Origin of the sequence: Pseudomonas sp. SCA2728.1_7, assembly GCF_018138145.1 — a bacterium.
Taxonomy (GTDB): Bacteria; Pseudomonadota; Gammaproteobacteria; order Pseudomonadales; family Pseudomonadaceae; genus Aquipseudomonas; species Aquipseudomonas koreensis_A.
The window spans coordinates 3,546,702-3,569,578 of record NZ_CP073104.1; the positions used below are offsets into that span (position 1 = coordinate 3,546,702).

Genomic DNA, 22,877 nt, shown 5'->3' on the forward strand with positions numbered 1-22,877 from the left:
AGTACTCAAGCCGCTTACACGCGTGTTGTTTTCATGCTTTTAGCATTTTTCATTATTTTGCTGGTTTCTCCTTCGTCCCAATGGCCGCCCGCCTGGATGACTTTGCAAACTCTCGTATTACTGTCCTCTAGAAGGTAAATACGTTCACCTCGTCCTTTCTTGAACGCAGTCAAAACATGCGTTAGTTTTCTTCCATCGCCGGCTGGTCCGAATTCCTCGTACATCAACCTGGAGTCCAAGGCTGCCTGGCGGGGGGACTTATTGCTGTTCACAAGGCCGTAGAAGCCTTCAGCCTTATTCGCATTTCCTACATGCAAGAAGTTGTCTGGCTCGACCCACTGCAATTGCCAAGGCTCTTGTGCCACATCCTCCACGGGCGCATTGGTTTTTTTGGCCGCAGCCTTGGCACCTTTTCCAGGCTTCTTGAAATGTTTTGCCGCTTTGGCTGTGTCCTTGCCGTCGGGACTAAGACCTTTGCTAAAGGCTGAAGCCATCTTCCTGCCAGCATTCACAGCAGCTTTTGCACCCGCCGCCAAACCTGCACCGAGTGACGCCAGCCCAAGACCGAAGCTGATCCAGCCCAATATCTCGCCTGCTTGAGAACCCGGTGCAAGCCCGTCGACCACTTCGCTGGCAATACCTGCCAAGCCTGAAGTCACTGCCAGTCCCAACGCAGCCGCTGCCCATGGCGTCGCCGCGCCCATCGTCAGCACGCTGGCGACAACCCCGAGGATACTGAGCCCGATGCCCAGGATCGATTGCCAAGAGATATGCCCGGTCGGGTCGACACGATTGACAGGGTCGCCCAGGCAATAACTGTAGGCATTCAATCCACCCGCGCCAAACGGACTCATGCTGTCGGGGGCGAGGAATCGCATCAATGTCGGGCTATAGGCTCTGTAACCGTTACCCAGCAGATACAACCCGGTCACCGGATCCAACTGCTCGCCGTTGAATCCCGCGAGGCTGAACAGGCCACCTTCGGCAGGACGATGCCCGTAAGGGCTGTAGGCGCAATCGGTGAGCTGTTCCTTGCCCAGCGTTGCCAGCACGCTTTGCTGCTGATCGGTACCAAACAACTGCGCGCCGGCGTTCAAACCGAGTTGCTGTTGCCCCACAAGCGCGCCACCGTGACGCACGACACTGGATGAATTCTCACCACTCACCTCATTGGCGACCCGGCCTGCATAGTAGTAACGCTGCGCAGTCACCTTTCCGGGTTGCGACAGTTCAACCAGATCGTCGAAGCCGTCGTAATGGTAGCCACGAATGACGGATCCGCCTGCGCCGGATAATTGCTCAAGACGTCCGAACGCGTCATAGGCCAGAGTTCGCGCCTGATCGTCCTTGATCATCCTGCCGTTGGCGTCGTACTCCAGCGTCACTGCCGGTGGATAGTCGACATGGGAATGTTTGACAGCGCTGAGCTGGGCAGGATCGGGATTGTCATAACTGAAGGTGGTCAGATTCACGCCCAGCGGGAACTTGGTCTGCACGGTCAGAATGTTGTCCAGCGCATCGAAGGTGAACGTCTGCTGGACAATTTCCTTGCCATACGGATCGCGGGGCTTTTGGATGCCGGCACAGTCGTACTGGATCAGACGCCCACGCACATCGTAGGTGAATTGTTCATCGCGCAACAGTTGCGTGCCCCGCCTGGAGACTTTCTGCGCCAGTTTGCCAGCGAGGGTGTAAGTCGATTCCAGCGTCTGGTCAGGCTGCCCCTGAATCTCGAATGTACGACGGGTTTCACGACCGATATCGTCATAGGCAAACCGGGTGATCATCTGCCGCTTGATCGACGTTTCTGCGGTTTTCGTCCAGTCCAGCATCCCCGTCTGGATGTTGTAGTGGAACTCGGTTTTCAGCGTGCCCTGTGAGGTGGATAGCAGGCGGCCATGCTGATCGTATTCGGATCTGCTTTCGGCTCCGAGCACATCGACATGGGTGACCGGTCGCCCCTGCAGGGACCAGGTACTGAATGTTGCTTTCGTGATAGCGCCGAAGGTCGTCCTTTCGGATTTGAGGCGCCCGGAGGGGTAGTAGGTGAAATTGCGCTCCCTGCCGTTTTCGGTACAGGTCAGGGGATTGCCACTGACGGGGTTGTAAGTCATGGTCGTGAGCAATGCACCGGCCTTGCGCTCCGTCAGTAACCCGCCCAGCTCGCGCAAATAAGTGAATTCGGTTTTTTTGCCATCAGCACTCTTGTACCACTGCGGCTGAGTGAACCCCGCTTCATAACCCGCCTCGGACTTTCGTCCGCCCACGGTACTTTGTATCAAACGCCCCAAACCATCATAAGTTTGCTGCCCCAACACTTTGTCACCGACCTTGATGCCGATCGGTAGACCTTCATCGCTATGCTCGGCGTAGTCGGTCACGACCACACTGGTGTCGGGCAGGACAGTGCGGATCATCCGGTCGAAAACGTCGTATTCATATCGAGTGATATTGCCGACAGGATCTGTCGCGCTGGTTGTGCGCCCGTACCCGTCATAGGTGTAAACGCTTTTGCCGAGACTCTTGTTGTTCAGATTGAAGCTCTCGACACTGAGCGGTTTACCGAAATCATTGACGAGAGTGAGTGTCTTGCCCATCCCCTGGAACCAATGGGTTTGCTGGCGAAGGACCGGATCCGTCTCGCTGTATTCGATACGCCCATCGGCATGCAACGTCTTGCTGACTTGGCCCCAGGAATCGAATTCGTAGCGGGTGCTGACCGGATAAGGCTTGCCATCACGCCAATCGGTCAGCGTCACTTCCACCGTGTGACCGACCGAATCATGCAGGGCAGAATAAAGCGTACGAGTCGGGATGAGCCCGTCCTCGGCTGGATGGTCGCAGTCCTTTTCCTGAACGGTGATTACCCGCTCCAGGCCGTCATAGCTCACTTTCTGCTCACCGCCGGAGGGATCCATGGTCACCATTGTTGCCGGCCGCTGTTTGCTGGCGGCCAGATAAGCCCACCGGGTAGCGGCCGCATAAGGGGTGCCGGAAGCGACCGTTTTGCGCACTGGCCGGCCGATCGCATCGTACTCATGCTCGATGTGCTCGCCATCGACACCGACCTCTGACACCGGTAATCCGGTTAGCGTCGAAAGCACTTTCTCAGTGGTCTGCAGCGCGCCGTCAAATCCGCGTGTACTGGATTTGACCCGCAACCTGTCACCCTCAAGTTCATAGGAAAACTCGGTAGAGGTTTTTTTATCATTGAGAATGATACTTTGCTGTTTCGTGGCCCCGTGCTTGAGTGGGTCCTTGGGCGTATTCAGGTAACTGCGTTCGGTTCTCGAGCGCAAAACCTCAACACCTTCCACAACTTCGTAAAAACGCTCCTCAACCGGTAACACAGATGCCAGTTCCGTACCTTCCAATGCGGTATGTAGCGCATAGTCGTAATACGTGACAGTCGAAGCACCACCCGCCGCGGCAGCGGTGACCGTCCTCTTTTTCGGAAACCTGGAAAAACCCAGCGGATCCTCCGGGCAACTATCGCCACCACTTGCCGGATAAAATTCCGTCGAAGTCGTCACCCCACTTGGCTCAATATGCTTGAGCAAGTTTCCTTCGCCATCAAACTCGGTGACGGTGGTTTCCACACGCTGCTGTTGGGTGCGCCGATCAAGGTGAGTCACCCTATGGACTTTCGGCATACGGAACTGAGCCACCTGCTCATTGAAAGGCTTGGTGACGGAACAGTGATACTCCGTGGCGGTGGCGATCTGGGCGTCACCACAGGTTGTAACCTCAGCCACCAACAGATGGAATTTGTTGTAAGTGCGTTTAATGCGCGTATGCACTTTGCCGCTCAATAACAACTGCTCGTCCGAGGTGTAGACGTAGTTGCCGGGTGCCAGATAGAGCGGATCCAGGTCATTATCCCTGGCCGGGAGCAGGCCCTGCCCAAGGAAGTTATGGTCGGAGTACGTGTAGGTCTTGCAGAGTCTGGGTTGACCGCGCCCAGGATAGATATCGTGAGCGATAACAAACGGCAGTGTCTGTTCCACGCCATTTACGAAGCTATGACCTTGACGCTTGTAGCGAATGATTTCCACGCCGCGCAATGGATTGACGACGCGGTGCAGATAGCTGGCCTCATCAATGACTTCATATTCCAGTTCCCATCCTTTACCGACCGGAAGCTCGATTGCCGTCACCCGAGCGTTTTTCAAGATTAACTTGTAGTCGACGCTGGACAAGGTATCGGGACACCGGGTCAATGTAACCTGACCCGCATTGCGTGTAATTCTCAGCAAGCATCGTTTGCTGTCACGGACTTCGCTCAACCTGGGAAACTGGTTGAACAACTCGTGCTTCAAAGCGATGCTCACACCGTTCGCCGCGATTATTTTTTCCGCTACGGCGACCTGAGTGCCAGCCAGGACTTTTAGCAGTTCACGCCGACCATCCTTGTATCGAACTTCATAACGCCCGGCCCCGGTCACCAACACCTTGGCCGTCTGCAGCTTCATTTCCTTGAACTTCAGACCGGTAGACGTCTCGACAGCCTTGTAGCGCTCACCGTTGGACAATGTCATGACTTTGCTGCGCAAGTCGTAATTTGTCAGGGTCAAAGACCAGCCAATGCCGAACCCGACATCTGTCTGACTAAGCGGATTAAAACCCAGTGAAAGTGCAAACTCAGGGCCGTTAAGATCCGCCGAATGCAACTTTCCCAAGGAAAATGAACACGTATATATCCCCGTACGCGGATCAACACCTCCGGAAACAAACTCACCGAAGTTAAAAGCGTTTGATTGAACAGCGGAAGACGAATTACTTTCCATAGAAAAAAATCTCCTTTATTCCAGATATAGACAAGAGCAGGTCAAGTCGGCCTGCGAAAATTCGCCGGCCACAGAAATACAATCAGGCAAATTGTTTTGTAGCCCGTTTCGACTCACCCAGAATAAAAGTTCGCGTCTCTTTATCACCATCAATACCAAGCCAGTGCTCCGTACCGAACTCATCAATAACAGCGAGTTCGAACGCACCTTCGTTTGCCGGCTTTTCCTCTGTTTGGATAGTAATGCGTTGCAATAGTGTCAACACCCCCGGCACATCGTTAATCGGGAAAGTGATATAACCGAGATTCGTTTTGACCGAGGCCGATCGCCCATAGATCGGCGCCAGATAGCCATAAAAACTTCTGCCACCGCCACTGTAGAGGTTTATCGTGCCTGACGAGTACACCATTACCGCATCTTCAGCATCATAGGGGTTAAGCTTTATATCCTTGCTGTACCAGTCAAGCAGGTGAATCTGACGACCATCAGCGTGCAGACCAAGATGAAAGTATTGAATTCGCTCTTCGTATACTCTTTCGGTGAGCGCACCGTACTTATGAAGAGAAAAACTGTTCTGATTATATTTTTTCGGCGGAATCGCCTCCAGCGTAACACTGCTGTCGAAACCAATTCCGTTGCTTCGCAATATGACGCCGTCCATGGAAATCTCAGCGGCAACTTCCATGATTCCAGGCCTGGAAGCCGCAACCCAGAATTGAAAAATCTGTACCGGATCAGAATCCTCGCTTATCCGGTTATGCGTGGTACGCGGGACTTCTGACAGCCGCGTTGCCCCACCCGACATTTCGTGAGCATAACGATTCTCCTGAAGCGATACACTCCAGTCTCCCTCCAGAGGCCGCGCGCCGTTATAGGCGATCAAACGCAGTGACTGCAACGCAGGATGTCCATGCAGTGATGCACCGTCGCCATTGTTATCGATCCCGTGCAGGAGCACTAAAACACGCACCTGCATACGCCCGTTGGCATAAAGTACTTTATGCTGGCCAGACCTTGTGGCATCGAGTTTCACCTCGATGCGGGAAATACCAATTTGATCATCAAACATTTAAAAGCACCTTGCTGATTAATAGATTTCGCCCTTTTAGGACTCAGCAAAGTATTGAAGATCGATTTAAATAAAAACAGCAGCGACATTAGACAAATTGTGAGGGTGTAATATTTCAACACCCCCTCCAGCATCTCACACAAATATTAATATATTCAAAAATCGCCAACTTCATGATACGCAAACCAACAACACTCTTCTCGCCCCATTGATTCCAGCACTCAACTATCGCTCTCCCCTTTTGACCTACGTTTCAGAGAATCAAAAGGGGAGCCGCCGAGCAGTATATTCATGTCAGGTCATGTGAGAAAAACAAAGAGACTGTTACTTCCATCAACATTCAGTCACTTTCTGAACCTGTCGAGAATCCGCTCTCTGAGGACTCACTATCGGAGTCAGATTCTGAAACTACATCCTCCGTCTGGATTTCCACCTTCCGATCCATACTGGAATTTTCAAGATACTGACTGATCCGTTTCCTTGACGCATCACTCAGCGGGTTATTCGTCAAGCCAACAAACAACTCCTGTGTATCCGGAATATCGAACAGTTCATATCCCACGTCGGAAATATTATTATCATGCAATGCCACGACACCCAGTTTACTGAGCGTATCTATGCCTGAGGGAACGCTGGATAGATTGGCGTTGCTCAGCATCAATCCGGTTAAACCTGCCATGTAGCCTACATGCGGAGCAACTGTCAGCGGATTGTTTGCCAAATTCAACCGGGTAAGCATTTCGATTCTGGACAATCCTTCAACTGTTACGTCGGACAGTTTTAGTGAACACCCGTCCAACGTAAGCTCGCTTAACTGGCGCATTTGAAATATTCCTGACGGGAATTCTTCCATTTTTATGCCAAAGATCCCTAAACATTGAATATTGGGAAAACTGTCAAGAAACGCGCCTATCCGTGCGCCCGGTTCATTTGCGGTCAGTAACAACTCTGTTACATATTCAAATCGGGCGGACAACCTTGGTAGCTCACCCGAAAAATCTACATAGTGAGAAAACTGATAGTCTCCTTCCTCCCACTTCGAAACCGACTTGCGCTGCCAGATATCCTGCAACTTAGCGCTGAACTGCTCGCGAGTCTGGCGTCGTTCGACGGATGTCGGCACGCGTTCTGGTTCCGACGTCTGCGCATGAGGTGACTCCCCATCGGCAGTCCATATCGCCAGTTCATCACGTAACGTCGCAAGCTCCGTTTCCAGACGAAACAAAACGTCTGATGGATCACTCTTCAAGCGCTCGTTGATAAATGCCGTCACGTCCTCATCTCGAAGATGCGGATAAAGATCACGTACACGCTCTATCACGGATTTTGGCGATACCGGGTTGTTGTCGCTCCCCCCCTCGCAAGTGTCCCGCTTGCCTGAATTGCGCAGTGGCAGGATCAACGGTAACCGGAAGCGGCGCCAGCCCCAGCAACTCGCTCACGGTTTGGCGGGGCGGCAACGGCTGTGCACGGATCAACTGTTGCAGTGCCGCACCACCACCTTCTGTCACACCCAGTAACTGACGATGCCTGGGCGACAACAGAAGCCAGAGGGTTGAATACAGATCCTTCGATCCTTGAAGTAATTGGGCGTCACTGCTCTGGATGACATAGCCATCATCCTGACGAATCAACACTTGAAAAATCGGCGACCGGGCATCGCCGATAGCACTCAGGACATCCCCGTCCACCGCCCCTTGGCGAATCTCGATACGAGTCTGCCGCGGCCAATTCGCGAGATTTCCGAGCATACGCAGCACTAACCGATCACTGTCCGGGTTGGCTATCGCCTCTAAATAAATGCCTTCCACGGCCCTTGCCAGGCGAATGTCTCGCAGCGCCACCAGTGCCTCTTTCGCCACTCGCTGCGGCATGCCCGGTTGGTTGTGCATATGCAATCGCTCGGCAGCGCTCGTATTGCGCCATATCGCCAGCGCAGCCGTTTTCGGTAGACCTGGAAATACCTGGCGCATCCGCAAAGTGTTTTCATCGCAATCGGATTCGAATGCATCTTCCAGATCCCTGAACCGCGTAAACCGATCAGGTGCGCCCCCGAGTCCCTGCGCCTGAATCTTCTGATCAAGTTCGAATCGCCTGATGGTGTCCTCCAGTAAAAAAGGCACAGGGCGATCATTAATAAGTACATCGCGCAGCACTGATTCATTGACCCCGCTCACTGCCAGCATGTGGTCCACCATGGAGTCGGAAAACTGCGTTACGGAACGGCCCATCCGGCGAAAAAGCTGTGCGGTTTGTACGGATATTGAATCAGTGAAGGTGGCGACATCGCTGTCCAGCGGGACCCAGAGTCGGCCCTCGCTGTCCGGTTTCAATAGCGGGCCGGAGGGGTTGAGTTCACTGGCCAGCGTCGCGCGAAACAGGCCACTCTTGGCGTCCAGCACCACTTGCACGACATGGCCATCGGCTACGGCGACATACTGACGCTGCTGCACTACCCGAATGCCTTGCGCATTGATCTCGCCGAAGCTTTTGGGTGTGGGTATCCAGTAATCTGCCAGTGAGGACTTCGCGGCATGCTTCGCGAACTCGCCGATTGCGGAGGCCCTCGGGTTCACGCTCACCCTGATCGTTGGTGTCACTGCTACCGAGTCAGGCCCGAAGGAAGGATGCAAGGATTCCAGGCGATGCGGTTTAGGCGGTTGGAGCATTACTGAAGCAGCGGAAGGTAGGCGATGAGTTCCCTCGACGCTGAAATCGGGAGTTTTGGTTCGAGCAGCTACAGGTTTGACCTTTGGCGGTTTGCCAGTCATGACGACTCATCCTTGAGATGTGGTTGTGTTGGCCCTGCGTAACTGAAGGGCCAACACTTGATATAAGTAAAAGCACTTCGGGTGCGATTACCTGATAAATGAACACCACAGCTTATAGCTAGTTGCCATAGTAAAAAGCATAGATATCTACTACATCCACCGAAACTGCATCAGCGAAAGTGATACTTAGCCTCGTTCCAGATACAAATTACGCTCATAGAAATTCACACGAATTGCCAGTTTATGTTCTGTACCGTGTTCATCAATGGCGAGAAAGTGAAGTTTGTTTCCATATTTGATTTTTTTACCCATCTTCGAGTATTCGGACAGGGCTTGCACGACGGTCAGCTCTCCGTCGCTCTGGATCCTTACAGAATAATTCTGCTCACTCCATGTATGGGCATCAGGAAAAAAAGCGAATACAAACGGATCGCCATTGGCCGGCAATGACACAGTCACTTTATGGGTTTCGGGGCGAACAAGAATGACCTTCATATAGTTGGTTTTTATTTCATTAAGTCTGTTGCCTCCCGCAAAATCATGGTCAACGCCTTCTTCTATACCGTCTACAACCCAATCGACCAGCTTGATCTGCTGCCCTCGCGGATACAGCCCCAGACGATGGTTGAAGATACGATTGCCCGGCAATTCATCGCCGCGCCTGGTTTGATACCAGCGAAATTCTTCCATGGAATACGCCGAAGGAGGTTGTGCTTCGATGGTTATGCTGCTGTCCTGAACACTGGAAAGTGTGGTTCCGTTGCTGAGAATCCTCTCACCGTTCAGCGTCAGGCGCGCACCGATCTGGGTCGTCCCGGCGCTCGATGAAGATACCCAGAACGTGCGTACTTGAGGGTGGACGTTGTCATTTTCCAGATCATCGTCGTGAACCTCGCCGGCAGTCTGTGAAGGTCGTGCCTCAATGGTAAAACGCCCTTGCACGGTGCTCGCGGCCCAGCCATCGCGTAACGTCCTGCCAGTGTTGTAATGAATCAGTTCGATACTTTCCATTACATCTGCAGGTACGTGAATGGCGTTGCCATTGGCGTCTACCCCGGACACCAGAACCTGCACTTTCAGCTGCATCCGGCCGTTACCGAACAGCGATTTGCTACGAGTACTGTCGCTGGCATCAAACTTGACCTTCATACTGGAAAGGCCTGCAAGAGTGGGCAGACTGGTTTGCTGATCGGGTGTAGCATCCATGCTTTCGCTCATGATCTATTCCTTTGAAGAGTTATATTTAAATATTGACATCAAAAATGTGCCAACAAAAAAACTACAGAACTTTCAAATAAACAGCAAAGCGAAAAATGTAAAAAACATACACTTGCAATATCTTTAGCGGCTTACAGGCTTACCCGGCAAACCACTATCTTCCTGCATCAAGTATCAATGCTCGTCGTTATAAACGAACTTGGGCATTTCCCAATGAAAACGGATAGCCAGCAGACGTAACAAAAATCCACCGAACAGAGTGATCAGAATGGCTTGCTCGCTTGGCACATTCAGATAAAGACACAGCATGTAGCACCACGCCGCAGCGAACGAGACACTCGCATAAAGTTCGCGCCGAAAAATAAGCGGAATGTCGTTGCAGAAAATATCACGCAAGATGCCGCCGAATACCCCGGTGATCACACCGCTGACCGACGCCACCAGCATGCCGTGGCCCATTTCCAGGGCGGTCATGCAGCCAATCAGGGTGAACGCCACCAGGCCGACGGCGTCGAGCACCAGAAACAGCGAGCGCAAGTGGCGCATCCAACGCGCGGTGAACACCGTGAACATTGCTGCGGCCGAGGTCAGCACCAGGTATTCCGGATGTTTAACCCAGGTCAGCGGATAATGGCCGAGCAGCACGTCGCGCACCGAACCACCGCCCAAAGCTGTCACGCAGGCGATCAGCACTACGCCAAACCAGTCCATGCCGCGCCGCCCGGCAGAGAGGGCGCCAGTCATGGCTTCGGCGGTAATGGCGATCAGATAGAGCATCAGCAACATGGTGGCGATCCTGGCAGTGAGGCGCGCAGTTTAGCCACTACGCGCCGGCACCAACAGAGAAGACGCTAACATCGCGTCAATTTGAAACCGCCGTCATTGATCAAGGAATGGATAGCCGGAGTCACCACCAGCGTCACGTCGAATCGGTAAACTGCATCCAGAGTAACCACTACAATCTGCAACTCCGAGGTTTCTTGTACAAATGCTTAAAGGCAATTTGTCTCTTTGTATTGTAGAAAAAATGAAATATCAGCCTCGCTCCAGCCTAAAGCTTCGCTCTTTAAAGTTAGTGCGGATAGCCAGCTCATGTTTAGTGCCAAATTGATCCAGAGCGGTGAAACGGAAAATTTCCGATCTGTCGACGGGCGGTTGATTTCGTACGCCTGGGGACAGTGCCTGGACAACCGTCAGTTCTCCGATGCGATCGTTGACTTCAACCTTATAGTCCTTTTCATGATAAATATACCTAATGGCCTCTGGCACCACACCGGAAGCCTCGATAAACGGTAACGACAGGTTAAACGTGTGCAGGTCCGGATGGATCAGAACGCCTGCCTGAAACGCTGCTTTCCATCCATCGACTTTATTACCGAAGGCGAATACAACGCTGTCATCAGAACCCTCAGCAATCCACTCCACCAACTTTACTTGTTGTGCATTGGGATATAAGCCGAGATAGTATTTGTAAATACGCTGATTTTTAAACCCGCCCTCATACCAGACGTTTTCCCAACGAAACTGCTCAATCGCATAGGTTACCGGCAGGATGGCTTCAAGACTGATACTGCTGTCGTGCCTGCTCGACAGAGTTGTTCCATTACTGCGGATGACCGTGTTATCGAATTTTATAGAAGCACCGATCTGGACGGTTTCAACATTTTCGCTGGATACCCAGAACGCTCGTACCCGGCGCTGGCCGGAAAGATCCTCGTCTCCATCATCCTCCACAACCGTGGTGGAGTGCGCTACCGCCAGGGTGAAACGGCCCTGTTCCGTGCTGGCTCGCCAACCATTGCGCAAGGTTTTGCCGCTATCGTAGTGAATAAGACGAATACTCTCCATGACTTCGTCGGAAACAGCAACGACGTTACCATCGCGATCCAGACCCGTCACGACAACCTGGACCTTAACCTGCATGCGCCCATTGGCGTATAGCACTTTATTTCGACTGGATGCACCCGCGTCAAACTTTACGGCAATACTACCGATACTTTCCGCCGCGCCTGCTTCATGGGATTGATCCTGTGACGCAATATGTTCTTCACTCATGAACTTCTTCCTTGATAGACATAAACCCGAACACTCCAAGATTCGAAGTATGGAGTGACAGTAAAACATGCGCCCAGAAAAACCTCTCACGCAAAAGTGTAAATAAAATAATTATTCACAACTTTAGTTCTGAAGAAAAATCCCCCTAAAATCAAACTCCCCAACGCATTGTTTTACCGGGCATGACAATAAATAAGCAAGATCAAACACAGCCTGGCGTGGCCGCTCGAAATATTAGCCAAAGGCACAATATATAAATGAGAGGGGTGCAACGATAGAGTTTGTATAACTTCGTTTCGAAAGGTCAGCGGGAGGTCATTGCACAGATGTCGCACGAGATGCAGCGGTCAGCGCAAATACCGCTACACCATTTCGCACTGGCACGACAGAGCGTGTGCCGCACGTTTCAATTGAGGAGCTGCCACGGACTGCGATCTTGAATATTTGCGAATGCACAACAAGCGCAAAAAAAATCCCGGTCGGCGGCAACTCCTGCACAAACACCTTAAAACTTGATGAAATGCTTGCGGTAGTGCTGCAACTCGGCGATCGATTCGCGGATATCGTCCAGCGCCAGGTGCGTGCTGCCCTTCTTGAAGCTGTCTCGCACGTCCGGCGCCCAGCGCGCGGCCAGTTCCTTGAGCGTGGAGACGTCGAGGTTGCGGTAGTGGAAATAGCTTTCCAGCGACTTCATGTGCGTATAAAGGAAGCGGCGATCCTGGCAGATGCTGTTGCCGCAGATCGGCGATTTGCCCTTCGGTACCCATTTTTCCAGGAAGGCGATGGTTTCGGCTTCTGCCTCGGCCATGCTGATGCGGCTGTCTCGCACGCGCTGGGTCAGGCCGGAGTTGCCGTGGGTGCGAGTGTTCCACTCGTCCATGCGGGCGAGCACTTCGTCGCTGTGGTGAATGGCAATCACCGGGCCTTCGGCCAACGTGTTGAGATCACTGTCGGTGACGATAGTGGCCATCTCGATAATGACGTCGTTTTCCGGATCCAGACCGGTCATTTCCAGGTCGATCCAGATCAGGTTCTGCGGGTTTTGCATATGTCGGCTCCTAGGCAATGCTGCGCAGTTTAGCCTAGGCCGGTGGCCGGGCGTGCTAAACTCGCGGCCGTTTTACCTAATCGCTGCATTCTTCAGACGGAACACCCATGGCCAAACGCCAACTCAATCGTCGTCAAAACTGGCGCATCGAAAAGATTCAGGGCGAGCGCGCCGCACGCGCCGCCAAACGCGAGTCCTCGGCTGTCGAAGCCCTTGAGGGCGGCGATCTGGGCCCGGAACAAACAGGTCTGGTGATCGCCCACTTCGGTGTACAGGTCGAGGTCGAAGCTGTTGACGGTGATCAGGCCGGCCAGGTCTTCCGCTGCCACTTGCGCGCCAACCTGCCCGCGCTGGTAACCGGCGACACCGTCGTCTGGCGTGCCGGCAATCAGGGCATTGGTGTGATCGTCGCGCAACTGCCGCGTACCACCGAACTGTGCCGCCCGGACAGCCGTGGCCAGCTCAAACCGGTAGCCGCCAACGTCGACATGATCGTCATCGTCTTCGCACCGCTGCCCGAGCCTCACGCCAACCTGATCGACCGTTATCTGGTTGCTGCCGAACACGCCGGCATCCGTCCGCTGCTGCTGCTGAACAAGTTCGACCTGATCGACGAGCAGAACGCCCCGGCGCTCAATGCCCTGCTGGCGGTTTATCGCACCCTCGGCTATCCGGTACTGGAAGTGTCGGCGCACCACGGCAACGGCATGGAACAACTGCAACAGCAGCTCGACGGCCGCATCAGCGTATTCGTCGGCCAGTCCGGCGTCGGTAAGTCGTCGCTGGTCAACAGCCTGCTGCCTGAGGTTGAAACCCGCGTCGGGCCGTTGTCCGAGCTGTCGGGCCAGGGCACGCACACGACGACTACTGCGCGCCTGTTCCACTTCCCCGGCGGTGGCGAGTTGATCGACTCCCCGGGTATCCGTGAATTCGGCCTGGGCCACGTCAGCCGCGCCGACGTTGAAGCCGGTTTCATCGAGTTCGATGACCTGCTCGGCACCTGCCGCTTCCGCGACTGCAAGCACGACCGTGAGCCGGGCTGTGCGTTGCTCAAGGCGCTGGAAGATGGCCGCGTGCAGCAGCAGCGCATGAACAGCTACCGCTCGATCATCGCCAGCCTGCCGGAAAACGGCTACTAAACATCTGCACCGGCAGCACCTCGCCCGAGGGCTGCCGGATGTCGGACCGCGCCTGACAAACCCCCGACTCTGCCAAACATCAGACTTTTCTGACAGACCCGCACACGCCTGCTTGCAGGACATTTCTCTTTCACCGCCCAACCCTTGTAGGCAAGCTCCAGATGCCTAGATTGGGGTCCTCCTTCGCACCTTCGCGACCCTCGAGGAACCCCATGCAGACCTATCACCTGTTCATCAGCCACTCGTGGAACTACTCCCACGCCCACGACAATCTGGTCCGTCTGCTCGGCGCGAAACCGGATTTCAGTTTCAAGAATTTTTCCGTGCCGCCACATAACCCGATCATGGGCGCGCAGACCGACAGGCAGCTCGAAGAAGCCATCGAGAACAAGATCCGTCCTTGCTCGGCAGTGCTGATCATGGCTGGCATGTACTCGACTTACAGCAAGTGGATCAACAAGGAAATCGAGATCGCCAAGCGCATGGGCAAGGTGATCATCGCGATCAAACCGTTCGGCGCCGAGCGTATTTCCACGGTCGTTCGCAACGCCGCGAACGCCGAATGCGCATGGAACACCAACAGCATCGTTAGCGCGATTCGCTTGCATACGGCGGTGTAACCATGCGTAAGGGACTGTTTATCGGCATCAACCACTACGACTACGTCTCGCCATTGAGCGGTTGTAACAACGACGCAATGGCCATGGCTTCGGTGCTGGAACGTCACGCCAACGGGCGCCCGAACTTCAGCAGCAAAGTGCTGACGTCGGCCGAAGAACAACTCACGCTCAAATACATGAAACAACAGATCCAGAGCCTGTTCTCAGGCGACTGTGACGTGGCACTGCTGTACTTCGCCGGTCATGGGCAGTTCGACACCAGCATCGACGAAGGACTACTGATTCCCCAGGACTATCAGCCTGGCGGAGACGGTATCCGTATCAGCGACATTCTGGAATGGGCGGACAAGGCCCCGCACATCAAGAATAAAATCATCATTCTCGATTGCTGCCAGGCCGGTGCAGCAGGCGCCTTGCGCAACCTGCGCGGTGGCAGCAGTGTGATCGGCGAAGGCGTGACCATTCTCACCGCCTGCAAAAAAGAACAGTACGCCCTGGAAAGCCGCGGTCACGGTGTATTCACGGATCTGTTGCTGCAAGCGCTGCATGGTGGCGCTGCCAACGTACTCGGCAAGGTCACCCCCGGTAGCGTTTACTCTTTTGTCGACAATGCACTGGGAGCCTGGGAACAGCGTCCGGTATTCAAGACCAATGTCTCGCAGTTTGTGCCGCTACGCGAGGTCGCGCCGCTGATCGCCGAAGAAACCCTGCGCAAACTCAAGGACTGGTTCCCCGAGCCGAGTTTCGTCTTCAGGCTCGATCCAAGTTACGAGCCCACAGAACCCTCGTTCGATTCCGATCACGGCGACATCTTCAAACAATTGCAAATGTGCAACCGCCACAGCCTGGTCGAACCGGTGGACGCCGAACACATGTATTACGCCGCCATCCACTCCACCGGCTGCCGCCTCACCGCGCTCGGCGCCTACTACCGCGAACTCGCCCTCAAAGGACACTTCTGATGCCTGTCTTCATCAGCTACCGCCACATGGATCGCGCCCACGCCATCGCCATCAACAGCCGCCTGATTCAGGCCAACATCAAAACCTACCTCGACGTGCTGGATCCTGAATCGCAAACCACCGATGACATCACCGGCGTCATCACCCGCAACATCACCGAGTGCACGCACTTGCTGGCGGTGGTGTCGGAGAAGACCGCGTTGTCGTGGTGGGTGCCGTTCGAAATTGGTGAGGCGACTATCAGCAACCGCCGGATCTGTTCGTTCAAGACCGGGCCGACGGAGCTGCCGTTGTATCTGGACAAGTGGCCGAAGCTGAGCACGGACAGTGATCTGAATTTCTTTATCGACGCGTATCGCGAGGAAGTGTCGAACAAACGCTCGATGACGCTGGATTCGAGCAATGAATCCTTTAGCGGTACCTATAAGCGCAACGCCGAGATTTTCCACGAACAACTGAAGAACCGGATTCGGCGCGGGTTCTGACAGACGTAAAAAAGCCGCGATCATCTCGCGGCTTTTTTTTGCCTCAAACGCTGGCGGGCGGTTTTGGCACGACCATTTTCGGCTCAGGTTTCTGAAACGCATACAGATGCTGACGCACAATCCCGCCCGGCAATTCCTTGCCAAACACGCCATAACGCACCGGCCATTCTTTGGGCGGCAATTTGAACGTGCCGAACAGCATGTCCACCAGTGGCGTGTGGATCGCGTAGTTCTTGTAGATGTAATCCTTGTGCCGGGCGTGGTGCCAATGGTGGTAACGCGGCAGCACGACCAGATAGTTCAGCCAGCCGCCGTTGATCCGCACGTTGGCGTGGGCCAGTACTGCCTGTACGCCGACCAGAATCACGTAGGCGTTGAGTGCCTGAGGCGCGAAGCCCAACAACATCAGAGGCACCAGCACGCCGGTGCGGGTCAGCAGGATTTCGATAAAGTGCACGCGCGAACCCGCGAGCCAGTCCATGTGTGTGCTGGAGTGATGCACCGCGTGGAGGCGCCACAGAAATGGCACCACGTGATAGAGCCGGTGCAGCCAGTATTGGCCGAGATCGGCGACCAGAATCGCCAACAGAAACTGCACAACGAGCGGCAGGCTTTGCACGCTGGCTTGCAAACTCGGCGACATCGCCCAACCGGCGATGTAACTCGAAGAGGCGGTGATGAAGATCAGGATGAACTGCACCAGCATGTGGCTGACGAAAAAGTAGGTCAGGTCGGTGCGCCAGTGCGGGCGCAGGATGTTTTGCTCGGGATTTTTGGAGTAGAGCTTTTCCAGAGGAATGAACACGATCGCCGACACCAGCAGTGCCAGGACAAACCAGTCCAGCCCCAGCGAATAAGGTGTCTGTCCGATCGAACTGACCTGGACATTGGTGCCACCAAGGAATACCGCCAGCCCCGACGCCACCAATCCGGTAATCCCCAGACGTTTGCGTTTGTTGAGCAGGATATTCAGGGTGCCGAGGCTGAACGACAGCACCAGACCGAGCAACAGCGTGGTGCGCGCGAACTGCTCGTCATAGACTTTGCGCAGTTCGGCCGTGGTCAGCCATTCGGGAAACAGAAAGCAGAACACCGCCAGCAGGCTCAACAGCCCGAGGGTGGCGGAAATATAGCCACTGACCCGCCCCTCGCCAAATTTGAAGGGTGCGTTGCCATGCCGTTGAAAATAGGCTTTGAGTCTTTCCATTAACTGATCTTCCGTGATTGCGAAAACTGCGACTGGTCATTGCGACGCAGGCAGATACAAAAAAGCCACGGTGACCGTGGCTTTTTGTGGATCACTGCTTCGGCGCGGGGGCCGGGGCAGTGGCTGGCGGAGTAGCGGAGGCAGGCGCCGCGCTCCCCGGTTCAGCCGGTTTCGGTGCGGCGTCGTCGAACAGGTTCAGGCGTTCGCGCAGTTCGTGCGCAGGCACCGGTTGCTGATCCGCCGGCAGTGCATTCGGGTCAACCGGCGCTGCCGGAGCGGCGCCGTTCTGACCTTGATCCGCCGGTTTCGCCGGATCCGCACCTTGCGCACCTTCAATGGCCGCCTGGGCTTTCTTGGTCAGCACCACAATGTCGATGCGGCGGTTGACCGGGTTGAACGGGTTTTCCTTGTCGAACAGCGCCGACGAGGCATAACCGACGACCCGCGCCACTTGCGCATCCGGATAGCTACCGGCGATCAAGGCACGACGCGCAGCGTTGGCACGGTTGGCCGACAATTCCCAGTTACCGAAATCACCGGTGCCGGTGTACGGCTTGGCGTCGGTGTGGCCGCTGATGCTGATCTTGTTCGGCACCGCTTTGATGGTGTCGGCCATGGCCAGCAGGATGTCTTCGAAGTACGGTTTCAGGCGTGCAGAACCCGAGTCGAACATCGGCCGGTTCTCGGCGTCCATGATCTGGATACGCAAGCCGTTCGGGGTGATCTCGAAGAGGATCTGGTCCTTGAACTTCTGCAGTTGCGGGTTCTCGTCGACCTTGTTCTGCAGTTCTTGCAGGAGCAGTTCCAGACGCTCCTTCTCGACCTGCTCGGCCATGCCTTCAACCTGCTCGGTGTCGACCGTGACCTTGTCAGGCTGCGGTTGCGACTTCACTTCCGGGTTGAGGGTGTTTTCCGGCGCCAGAGTCGGCGTACCGCCCAGGTCAATGATGTACGGCGTACCGCTTTCGGAAAAGCCGACCGGGTCTTTGAAGTAACCGGCGATGGCGATCTTCTGCTCCGGCGTGGCGGTGGACAGCAGCCACAACACCAGGAAGAACGCCATCATCGCCGTGGCGAAGTCGGCGAAGGCGATTTTCCACGCCCCGCCGTGATGCCCGCCGGCTATGCGCTTGACGCGCTTGATGATAATCGGCTGATTATTTTCCATGACTTAGCGACCGCGAACAGCTTGTTCCAGCTCGGCAAAGCTTGGACGGTGGGCCGGGTACAGCACCTTGCGACCGAACTCGACCGCCAGCGACGGTGGCATGCCGGAAGCCGAAGCGACCAGCGAGGCCTTGATGGCTTCGTAGACGTTCAGCTCTTCCTTGGCATCGTGGGCCAGGGAATGCGCCAGCGGGCCGAAGAAACCGTACGCCGCGAGAATACCGAAGAAGGTACCGACCAGTGCCGCACCCACGTGCAGACCGATGGACTTCTGATCGCCTTCACCCAGCGAGGCCATGGTCACCACGATACCGAGTACCGCCGCAACGATACCGAAACCCGGCATGGCGTCGGCGATACCGTTCACCGCGTGGGATGGATGCTCGAGGTCTTCTTTAAGGCTGTACAGCTCCATGTCGAACAAGCCTTCCAGCTCGTGCGGGGCCATGTTGCCGGACGACATGATGCGCAGGTAATCGCAGATGAACGCGGTCATGCGTTCGTCTTTGAGCACGGCCGGGTACTTGGCGAAGATCGGGCTCGCGGCAGCATCTTCGATGTCGCCTTCGATAGCCATCATGCCTTCGCGGCGGCTCTTGTTGAGGATCTCGTAGATCAGCCCGAGCACTTCCAGATAGAACGTGTGGCTGAAGCGCGAACTGAACATGCTCAGGGATTTCTTGAGCACGTGCATCGTCATGTAGCCGGGGTTGGCCTGCAGGAATGCACCGAGTGCCGCACCACCGATGATCATCACCTCGAAAGGCTGGATCAGGGCGGCAATCTTGCCGTGGGAGAGCACGTATCCGCCGAGCACGCTCGCGAATACGACGATGATGCCGATAATTTTAGCCATAGGTAGAAAGTACTTATTTAAGTCGGGTTCAAGGTCATATTCGGAAGTTAAAAAATCTCTTCTTCTACTTATCGGCAAAACTGCGCCAGACTATAGCCAGTTCAGGCGAAAAGCCAATTTAGCCCATGCCGGGCGCGTCTACAGTCAGTGAAGATCACCTCCAGACATGGCTAATGAAACGAACGTCCCACACGCAAAACCGACCACCCTCGACGGCTGGGTAAAGCTGCTCGATGGCGTGCGACTGCCCGTGCCGCAAGAGTCTCACGACAAGGTTTGTCGGGCGATTCGTGATAACCGCAGCTCGTTGCGTGACATCGCCGACCTGATGCAGGACAGCCCGGCATTGGCCTTGAGCATTATCCGTGAGGCGAATCGTCACACCCACGGCACAATGGCCGCACCGGCGGAAAATCTTGAGGTGGCGATCAATCGCCTCGGCCTTGCGCGCACAGAAGAACTGCTGGCGCGGTTGCCCGCCGAGCCGCAGATGCAAGTCCCCAAGGCCCTGCGCCAACTGCAAATGATCAGCCAGCACGCGACGCAACAGGCCAACGGTTTTTTCGCCAGTCGCCTGGCGCGGCTGTGGCAGGACATTCACTGGGGCAGCCTGCTGTTTCTGTCGCCGCTGTGGCCATTGGCGCTGACGTATCCGCAATTGCTCGAAGAATGGGAGCTGCGGGTTATCCACAAGGGTGAGTCAGCCCGCGTAGTCGAAAAACAATTGTTTGGTGTACGCCTGCTGAAAATCGCAGAAGCGCTGGTGCAAACCTGGCATCTGCCGATCTGGGTGCAGCAGGGTTATAAATTGCTGCTCAGTGAACAGCGCGAACTGGTGAAAGTCCTGCGCATCGCCCGTGACAGCGAACACCCACTGCGACAGCAGAATCGCCTCGACGATGACCCGACCCTGCGCCGCTGGCTCAATCAGCCAGCCAACACCGTGCTGCTGGCCAACGGTCTGGCGCTGTCGGCACAACAAGCCTGGGACAGTCCGCACAGCGAACGCTGGCAGTACCTGACCAGCCTTTACCTGCAAATCCCGATGGACGAAGTGCAGCAACAACTGCACCAGCAGGCTGCCAACAGTGCACGCCAGCATGCAATGCCCGATCTGTGGCACCCGGCGGTTTCGCTACTGTGGCCATGGGGCACGCACCGTTTGCCGGCGGGTATGTTGCCGGCCGCTGCGCCGAGCGCTGAAGACCTTGGCCAATGGCGCCGCCAATGCGCCGAACTGCTCGCCGAACCGAGCCGCTTCACCAATGCGATGAGCCTGACCGTCGCCGCTCGCGATGCGCTGGTCGCCAGCGGCATGCGCCGGGTGATGATCCTGATGGCCGACCGCACGCAGTCGAATCTGCGCGTGAATCAAACCGCCGGGCTGCCGAAAGAAGCGGCGGCGCTGAATTTTGTCGTCAGCCAGAGCAGCGTGCTGCAACGGCTGTTGGCACAACAAGCGCAAGTGCGGATTACCCCGGACAACAACGCACAATTCTCCGCCCTGCTGCCACCGAGCCTGCGCACGCTGTTTCGCGGCGAGCATCTGTTCCTGCGTTCACTGGTGAATAACGGCCGGGTGATCATGATTGTGGTTGCCGATCAGGGCGGCGGGCCGTTCGCCGACATCACCGTGCAAGCCTTTGGCAAAACCGCGCAGTGCATCGAGAAAGCCCTGCACAGCTTTAGCAGCCGTGGCCGATGAGGCTGCGCTACAATCCTCCCCTTTGTGCCCTGGAGACCTCACATGTCTGACTTCTCTGGCTTGCCGCTCGTCATCGAGCCGAGCGACCTGCTCCCGCGCCTCGATTCCCCTGAACTGATTCTGGTGGATCTGACCAGCGCTGCCCGCTACACCGAAGGTCATCTGCCCGGCGCACGCTTTGTCGACCCGAAACGCACCCAGCTCGGCCAGCCGCCGGCGCCGGGCCTGCTGCCGGCCAAAGCTGATCTGGAGGCGTTGTTCGGTGAGCTGGGCCATCGCAAAGACGCGGTCTACGTGGTCTATGACGACGAAGGCGGCGGCTGGGCCGGACGTTTCATCTGGCTGCTCGACGTCATCGGTCACGACAAATACCACTATATAGACGGTGGTCTGCCGGCGTGGCTGGCAGATGGCATGCCGATGTCGATCCAGGTACCACCAGCGGCTGGCGGCCCGATTGCGCTGACTTTGCACGACGAGCCGACTGCCACCCGCGAATACTTGCAAAGCCGTCTCGGTGCTGCCGATCTGGCGATCTGGGATGCGCGCGGTCCGCTGGAGTACTCCGGCGAGAAAGTCCTGGCCGCCAAGGCCGGACATATTCCGGGCGCGGTCAATTTCGAATGGACTGCCGGCATGGACAAGGCGCGTCAGCTGCGCATCCGTACGGACATGCCGCAGATCCTCGAAGACCTCGGGATCACCAAGGACAAAGAAATCATTACCCACTGCCAGACCCATCACCGGTCGGGCTTCACTTATCTGGTGGCCAAGTCCCTCGGTTATCCGCGGGTCAAGGGCTACGCCGGTTCCTGGGGCGAATGGGGTAACCACCCTGACACGCCTGTCGAGATTCAAGGTTTTTAAGGACAACTAATGAAAGAGCGTCTGTTTATCCTCAGCCAGTACCTGCTGCCTCATCACCTGCTGTCGCGCCTGGCCGGCTGCATTGCCGAATGCCGCGTGCGCTGGTTCAAGAATGCCTTCACCCAATGGTTCGCCAAGCGCTATCAGGTGGACATGTCGCAAGCGCTGGTCGAAGACCTGACCGCTTACGAACACTTCAACGCCTTCTTCACCCGTGCCCTGAAAGACGGCGCGCGGCCACTGGACGAAACCCCGGGCGCGATCCTCAGCCCGGCCGACGGTGCGGTCAGCCAGCTCGGCCCGATCGAGCACGGTCGAGTGTTCCAGGCCAAGGGCCACAGCTTCAGCGTGCTGGAACTGCTCGGCGGTGATGCGGCCAACGCAGCGCCGTTCATGGGCGGCGACTTCGCCACCATCTACCTGTCGCCGAAGGACTACCACCGCGTGCACATGCCGCTGGCCGGCACCCTGCGCGAAATGGTCTACATCCCGGGCCGGATCTTCTCGGTCAACCAGACCACCGCAGAAAATGTCCCGGAGCTGTTCGCCCGCAACGAGCGCGTGGCGTGCATATTCGACACCGAGCGCGGGCCGATGGCCGTTGTACTGGTAGGCGCGATGATTGTCGCTTCGATCGAAACCGTATGGGCCGGTCTGGTCACCCCGCCAAAGCGCGAACTGAAAACCTTCCGCTACGACGAAGCCGCCCGTGCGCCGATCCACTTGGAGAAAGGTGCTGAACTGGGTCGCTTCAAGCTGGGTTCGACGGCGATCGTGCTGTTCGGGCCGGATCAGGTTAAATGGGCTGAAGAACTGGCGGCGGGTTCGCCAGTGCAGATGGGCCAAGGCCTGGCGCTGCCAAACGCCTGAATGCTGTGAGCCACTGATCCGCCCGTTCGCACGTCTGCGAAAGGGCGGATA

General features: G+C 55.9%; 18 protein-coding genes. 7 read left to right on the forward strand and 11 right to left on the reverse strand.

The genetic code is table 11. The annotated features are described in order from the left end of the window. Positions 1-14: 14 nt before the first annotated feature. The 8 genes from KBP52_RS15850 to orn all read right to left on the reverse strand — a co-directional run bounded on the left by KBP52_RS15850 (position 15) and on the right by orn (position 12,948). A complete protein-coding gene (locus KBP52_RS15850; protein WP_212620517.1) occupies positions 15-4,787 on the reverse strand; it encodes an RHS repeat-associated core domain-containing protein in 4,773 nt (1,590 codons plus the stop codon). Between the two features lie 82 nt (positions 4,788-4,869). Then, on the reverse strand, positions 4,870-5,856 hold the full coding sequence (locus KBP52_RS15855; protein ID WP_116031941.1) for a hypothetical protein: 987 nt from the start codon (positions 5,854-5,856) through the stop codon (positions 4,870-4,872). A gap of 340 nt (positions 5,857-6,196) precedes the next feature. Further along, complete coding sequence (locus KBP52_RS15860) at positions 6,197-7,129, reverse strand: leucine-rich repeat domain-containing protein (protein WP_212620518.1); 933 nt, start codon at positions 7,127-7,129, stop codon at positions 6,197-6,199. A gap of 28 nt (positions 7,130-7,157) precedes the next feature. Continuing rightward, complete coding sequence (locus KBP52_RS15865) at positions 7,158-8,627, reverse strand: DUF6543 domain-containing protein (protein WP_212620519.1); 1,470 nt, start codon at positions 8,625-8,627, stop codon at positions 7,158-7,160. A 186-nt stretch (positions 8,628-8,813) separates the two neighbouring features. Next, entirely contained in the window at positions 8,814-9,845 is a 1,032-nt protein-coding gene (locus KBP52_RS15870; protein ID WP_212620520.1) for a hypothetical protein, read from the reverse strand. Between the two features lie 174 nt (positions 9,846-10,019). Beyond that, positions 10,020-10,631 carry a trimeric intracellular cation channel family protein gene (locus tag KBP52_RS15875; protein WP_077570612.1) on the reverse strand — a complete coding sequence of 204 codons (612 nt, stop codon included), beginning with the start codon at positions 10,629-10,631 and terminating at the stop codon, positions 10,020-10,022. Positions 10,632-10,880: 249 nt separating this feature from the next. Then, positions 10,881-11,900 (reverse strand): hypothetical protein, encoded by a 1,020-nt coding sequence (locus KBP52_RS15880; protein WP_212620521.1) that lies wholly within the window; start codon positions 11,898-11,900, stop codon positions 10,881-10,883. 505 nt (positions 11,901-12,405) lie between these two features. Next, positions 12,406-12,948, reverse strand: a complete 543-nt coding sequence (gene orn, locus KBP52_RS15885; RefSeq protein WP_064593092.1) for an oligoribonuclease — start codon at positions 12,946-12,948, stop codon at positions 12,406-12,408. 107 nt (positions 12,949-13,055) lie between these two features. On the opposite strand from orn, the gene rsgA reads away from it, so the two are divergent. From rsgA to KBP52_RS15905, 4 genes are all read left to right on the forward strand, one after another. Continuing rightward, positions 13,056-14,087, forward strand: coding sequence for a small ribosomal subunit biogenesis GTPase RsgA (gene rsgA, locus KBP52_RS15890; protein ID WP_034151654.1), 1,032 nt, complete (start codon positions 13,056-13,058; stop codon positions 14,085-14,087). A 212-nt stretch (positions 14,088-14,299) separates the two neighbouring features. Then, positions 14,300-14,707 carry a TIR domain-containing protein gene (locus tag KBP52_RS15895; RefSeq protein ID WP_077570603.1) on the forward strand — a complete coding sequence of 136 codons (408 nt, stop codon included), beginning with the start codon at positions 14,300-14,302 and terminating at the stop codon, positions 14,705-14,707. A gap of 2 nt (positions 14,708-14,709) precedes the next feature. Then, positions 14,710-15,669 carry a caspase family protein gene (locus KBP52_RS15900; protein WP_212620522.1) on the forward strand — a complete coding sequence of 320 codons (960 nt, stop codon included), beginning with the start codon at positions 14,710-14,712 and terminating at the stop codon, positions 15,667-15,669. After that, positions 15,669-16,154 (forward strand): toll/interleukin-1 receptor domain-containing protein, encoded by a 486-nt coding sequence (locus KBP52_RS15905; RefSeq protein ID WP_093430168.1) that lies wholly within the window; start codon positions 15,669-15,671, stop codon positions 16,152-16,154. The genes KBP52_RS15900 and KBP52_RS15905 overlap by 1 nt, the downstream gene beginning before the upstream one ends. A 43-nt stretch (positions 16,155-16,197) precedes the next feature. Here the strand turns inward: KBP52_RS15905 and KBP52_RS15910 are convergent, their stop codons facing one another. The 3 genes from KBP52_RS15910 to motA form a co-directional block, all read right to left on the reverse strand. Next, positions 16,198-17,361 carry a sterol desaturase family protein gene (locus KBP52_RS15910; RefSeq protein ID WP_212620523.1) on the reverse strand — a complete coding sequence of 388 codons (1,164 nt, stop codon included), beginning with the start codon at positions 17,359-17,361 and terminating at the stop codon, positions 16,198-16,200. 91 nt (positions 17,362-17,452) lie between these two features. After that, a complete protein-coding gene (gene motB, locus KBP52_RS15915) occupies positions 17,453-18,529 on the reverse strand; it encodes a flagellar motor protein MotB (RefSeq protein WP_212620524.1) in 1,077 nt (358 codons plus the stop codon). A 3-nt stretch (positions 18,530-18,532) separates the two neighbouring features. After that, positions 18,533-19,384 carry a flagellar motor stator protein MotA gene (gene motA / locus KBP52_RS15920; RefSeq protein ID WP_007952169.1) on the reverse strand — a complete coding sequence of 284 codons (852 nt, stop codon included), beginning with the start codon at positions 19,382-19,384 and terminating at the stop codon, positions 18,533-18,535. A 166-nt stretch (positions 19,385-19,550) separates the two neighbouring features. Here motA and KBP52_RS15925 point away from each other — a divergent pair, with 166 nt between their 5' ends. The 3 genes from KBP52_RS15925 to asd are packed head-to-tail and all read left to right on the forward strand — an operon-like array spanning position 19,551 to position 22,826. Then, entirely contained in the window at positions 19,551-21,089 is a 1,539-nt protein-coding gene (locus KBP52_RS15925; protein WP_212620525.1) for an HDOD domain-containing protein, read from the forward strand. A 42-nt stretch (positions 21,090-21,131) separates the two neighbouring features. Beyond that, positions 21,132-21,956, forward strand: coding sequence for a thiosulfate sulfurtransferase (rhdA, locus tag KBP52_RS15930; RefSeq protein WP_137217702.1), 825 nt, complete (start codon positions 21,132-21,134; stop codon positions 21,954-21,956). Between the two features lie 9 nt (positions 21,957-21,965). Beyond that, the gene (gene asd / locus KBP52_RS15935) at positions 21,966-22,826 is read left to right on the forward strand and encodes an archaetidylserine decarboxylase (protein ID WP_141127346.1); all 861 of its coding nucleotides are present in this window, start codon (positions 21,966-21,968) and stop codon (positions 22,824-22,826) included. Positions 22,827-22,877: the final 51 nt, after the last annotated feature.

Coding starts and splice junctions, on each gene's coding strand:
- KBP52_RS15905 (WP_093430168.1), top strand. CDS start 15,669: ATGCCTGTCTTCATCAGCTACCGCCACATGGATCGCGCCCACGCCATC.
- motB (WP_212620524.1), bottom strand. CDS start 18,529: ATGGAAAATAATCAGCCGATTATCATCAAGCGCGTCAAGCGCATAGCC.
- KBP52_RS15875 (WP_077570612.1), bottom strand. CDS start 10,631: ATGTTGCTGATGCTCTATCTGATCGCCATTACCGCCGAAGCCATGACT.
- KBP52_RS15895 (WP_077570603.1), top strand. CDS start 14,300: ATGCAGACCTATCACCTGTTCATCAGCCACTCGTGGAACTACTCCCAC.
- KBP52_RS15865 (WP_212620519.1), bottom strand. CDS start 8,627: ATGACTGGCAAACCGCCAAAGGTCAAACCTGTAGCTGCTCGAACCAAA.
- KBP52_RS15900 (WP_212620522.1), top strand. CDS start 14,710: ATGCGTAAGGGACTGTTTATCGGCATCAACCACTACGACTACGTCTCG.
- KBP52_RS15850 (WP_212620517.1), bottom strand. CDS start 4,787: ATGGAAAGTAATTCGTCTTCCGCTGTTCAATCAAACGCTTTTAACTTC.
- orn (WP_064593092.1), bottom strand. CDS start 12,948: ATGCAAAACCCGCAGAACCTGATCTGGATCGACCTGGAAATGACCGGT.
- asd (WP_141127346.1), top strand. CDS start 21,966: ATGAAAGAGCGTCTGTTTATCCTCAGCCAGTACCTGCTGCCTCATCAC.
- KBP52_RS15855 (WP_116031941.1), bottom strand. CDS start 5,856: ATGTTTGATGATCAAATTGGTATTTCCCGCATCGAGGTGAAACTCGAT.
- KBP52_RS15880 (WP_212620521.1), bottom strand. CDS start 11,900: ATGAGTGAAGAACATATTGCGTCACAGGATCAATCCCATGAAGCAGGC.
- KBP52_RS15910 (WP_212620523.1), bottom strand. CDS start 17,361: ATGGAAAGACTCAAAGCCTATTTTCAACGGCATGGCAACGCACCCTTC.
- KBP52_RS15925 (WP_212620525.1), top strand. CDS start 19,551: ATGGCTAATGAAACGAACGTCCCACACGCAAAACCGACCACCCTCGAC.
- rsgA (WP_034151654.1), top strand. CDS start 13,056: ATGGCCAAACGCCAACTCAATCGTCGTCAAAACTGGCGCATCGAAAAG.
- motA (WP_007952169.1), bottom strand. CDS start 19,384: ATGGCTAAAATTATCGGCATCATCGTCGTATTCGCGAGCGTGCTCGGC.
- rhdA (WP_137217702.1), top strand. CDS start 21,132: ATGTCTGACTTCTCTGGCTTGCCGCTCGTCATCGAGCCGAGCGACCTG.
- KBP52_RS15870 (WP_212620520.1), bottom strand. CDS start 9,845: ATGAGCGAAAGCATGGATGCTACACCCGATCAGCAAACCAGTCTGCCC.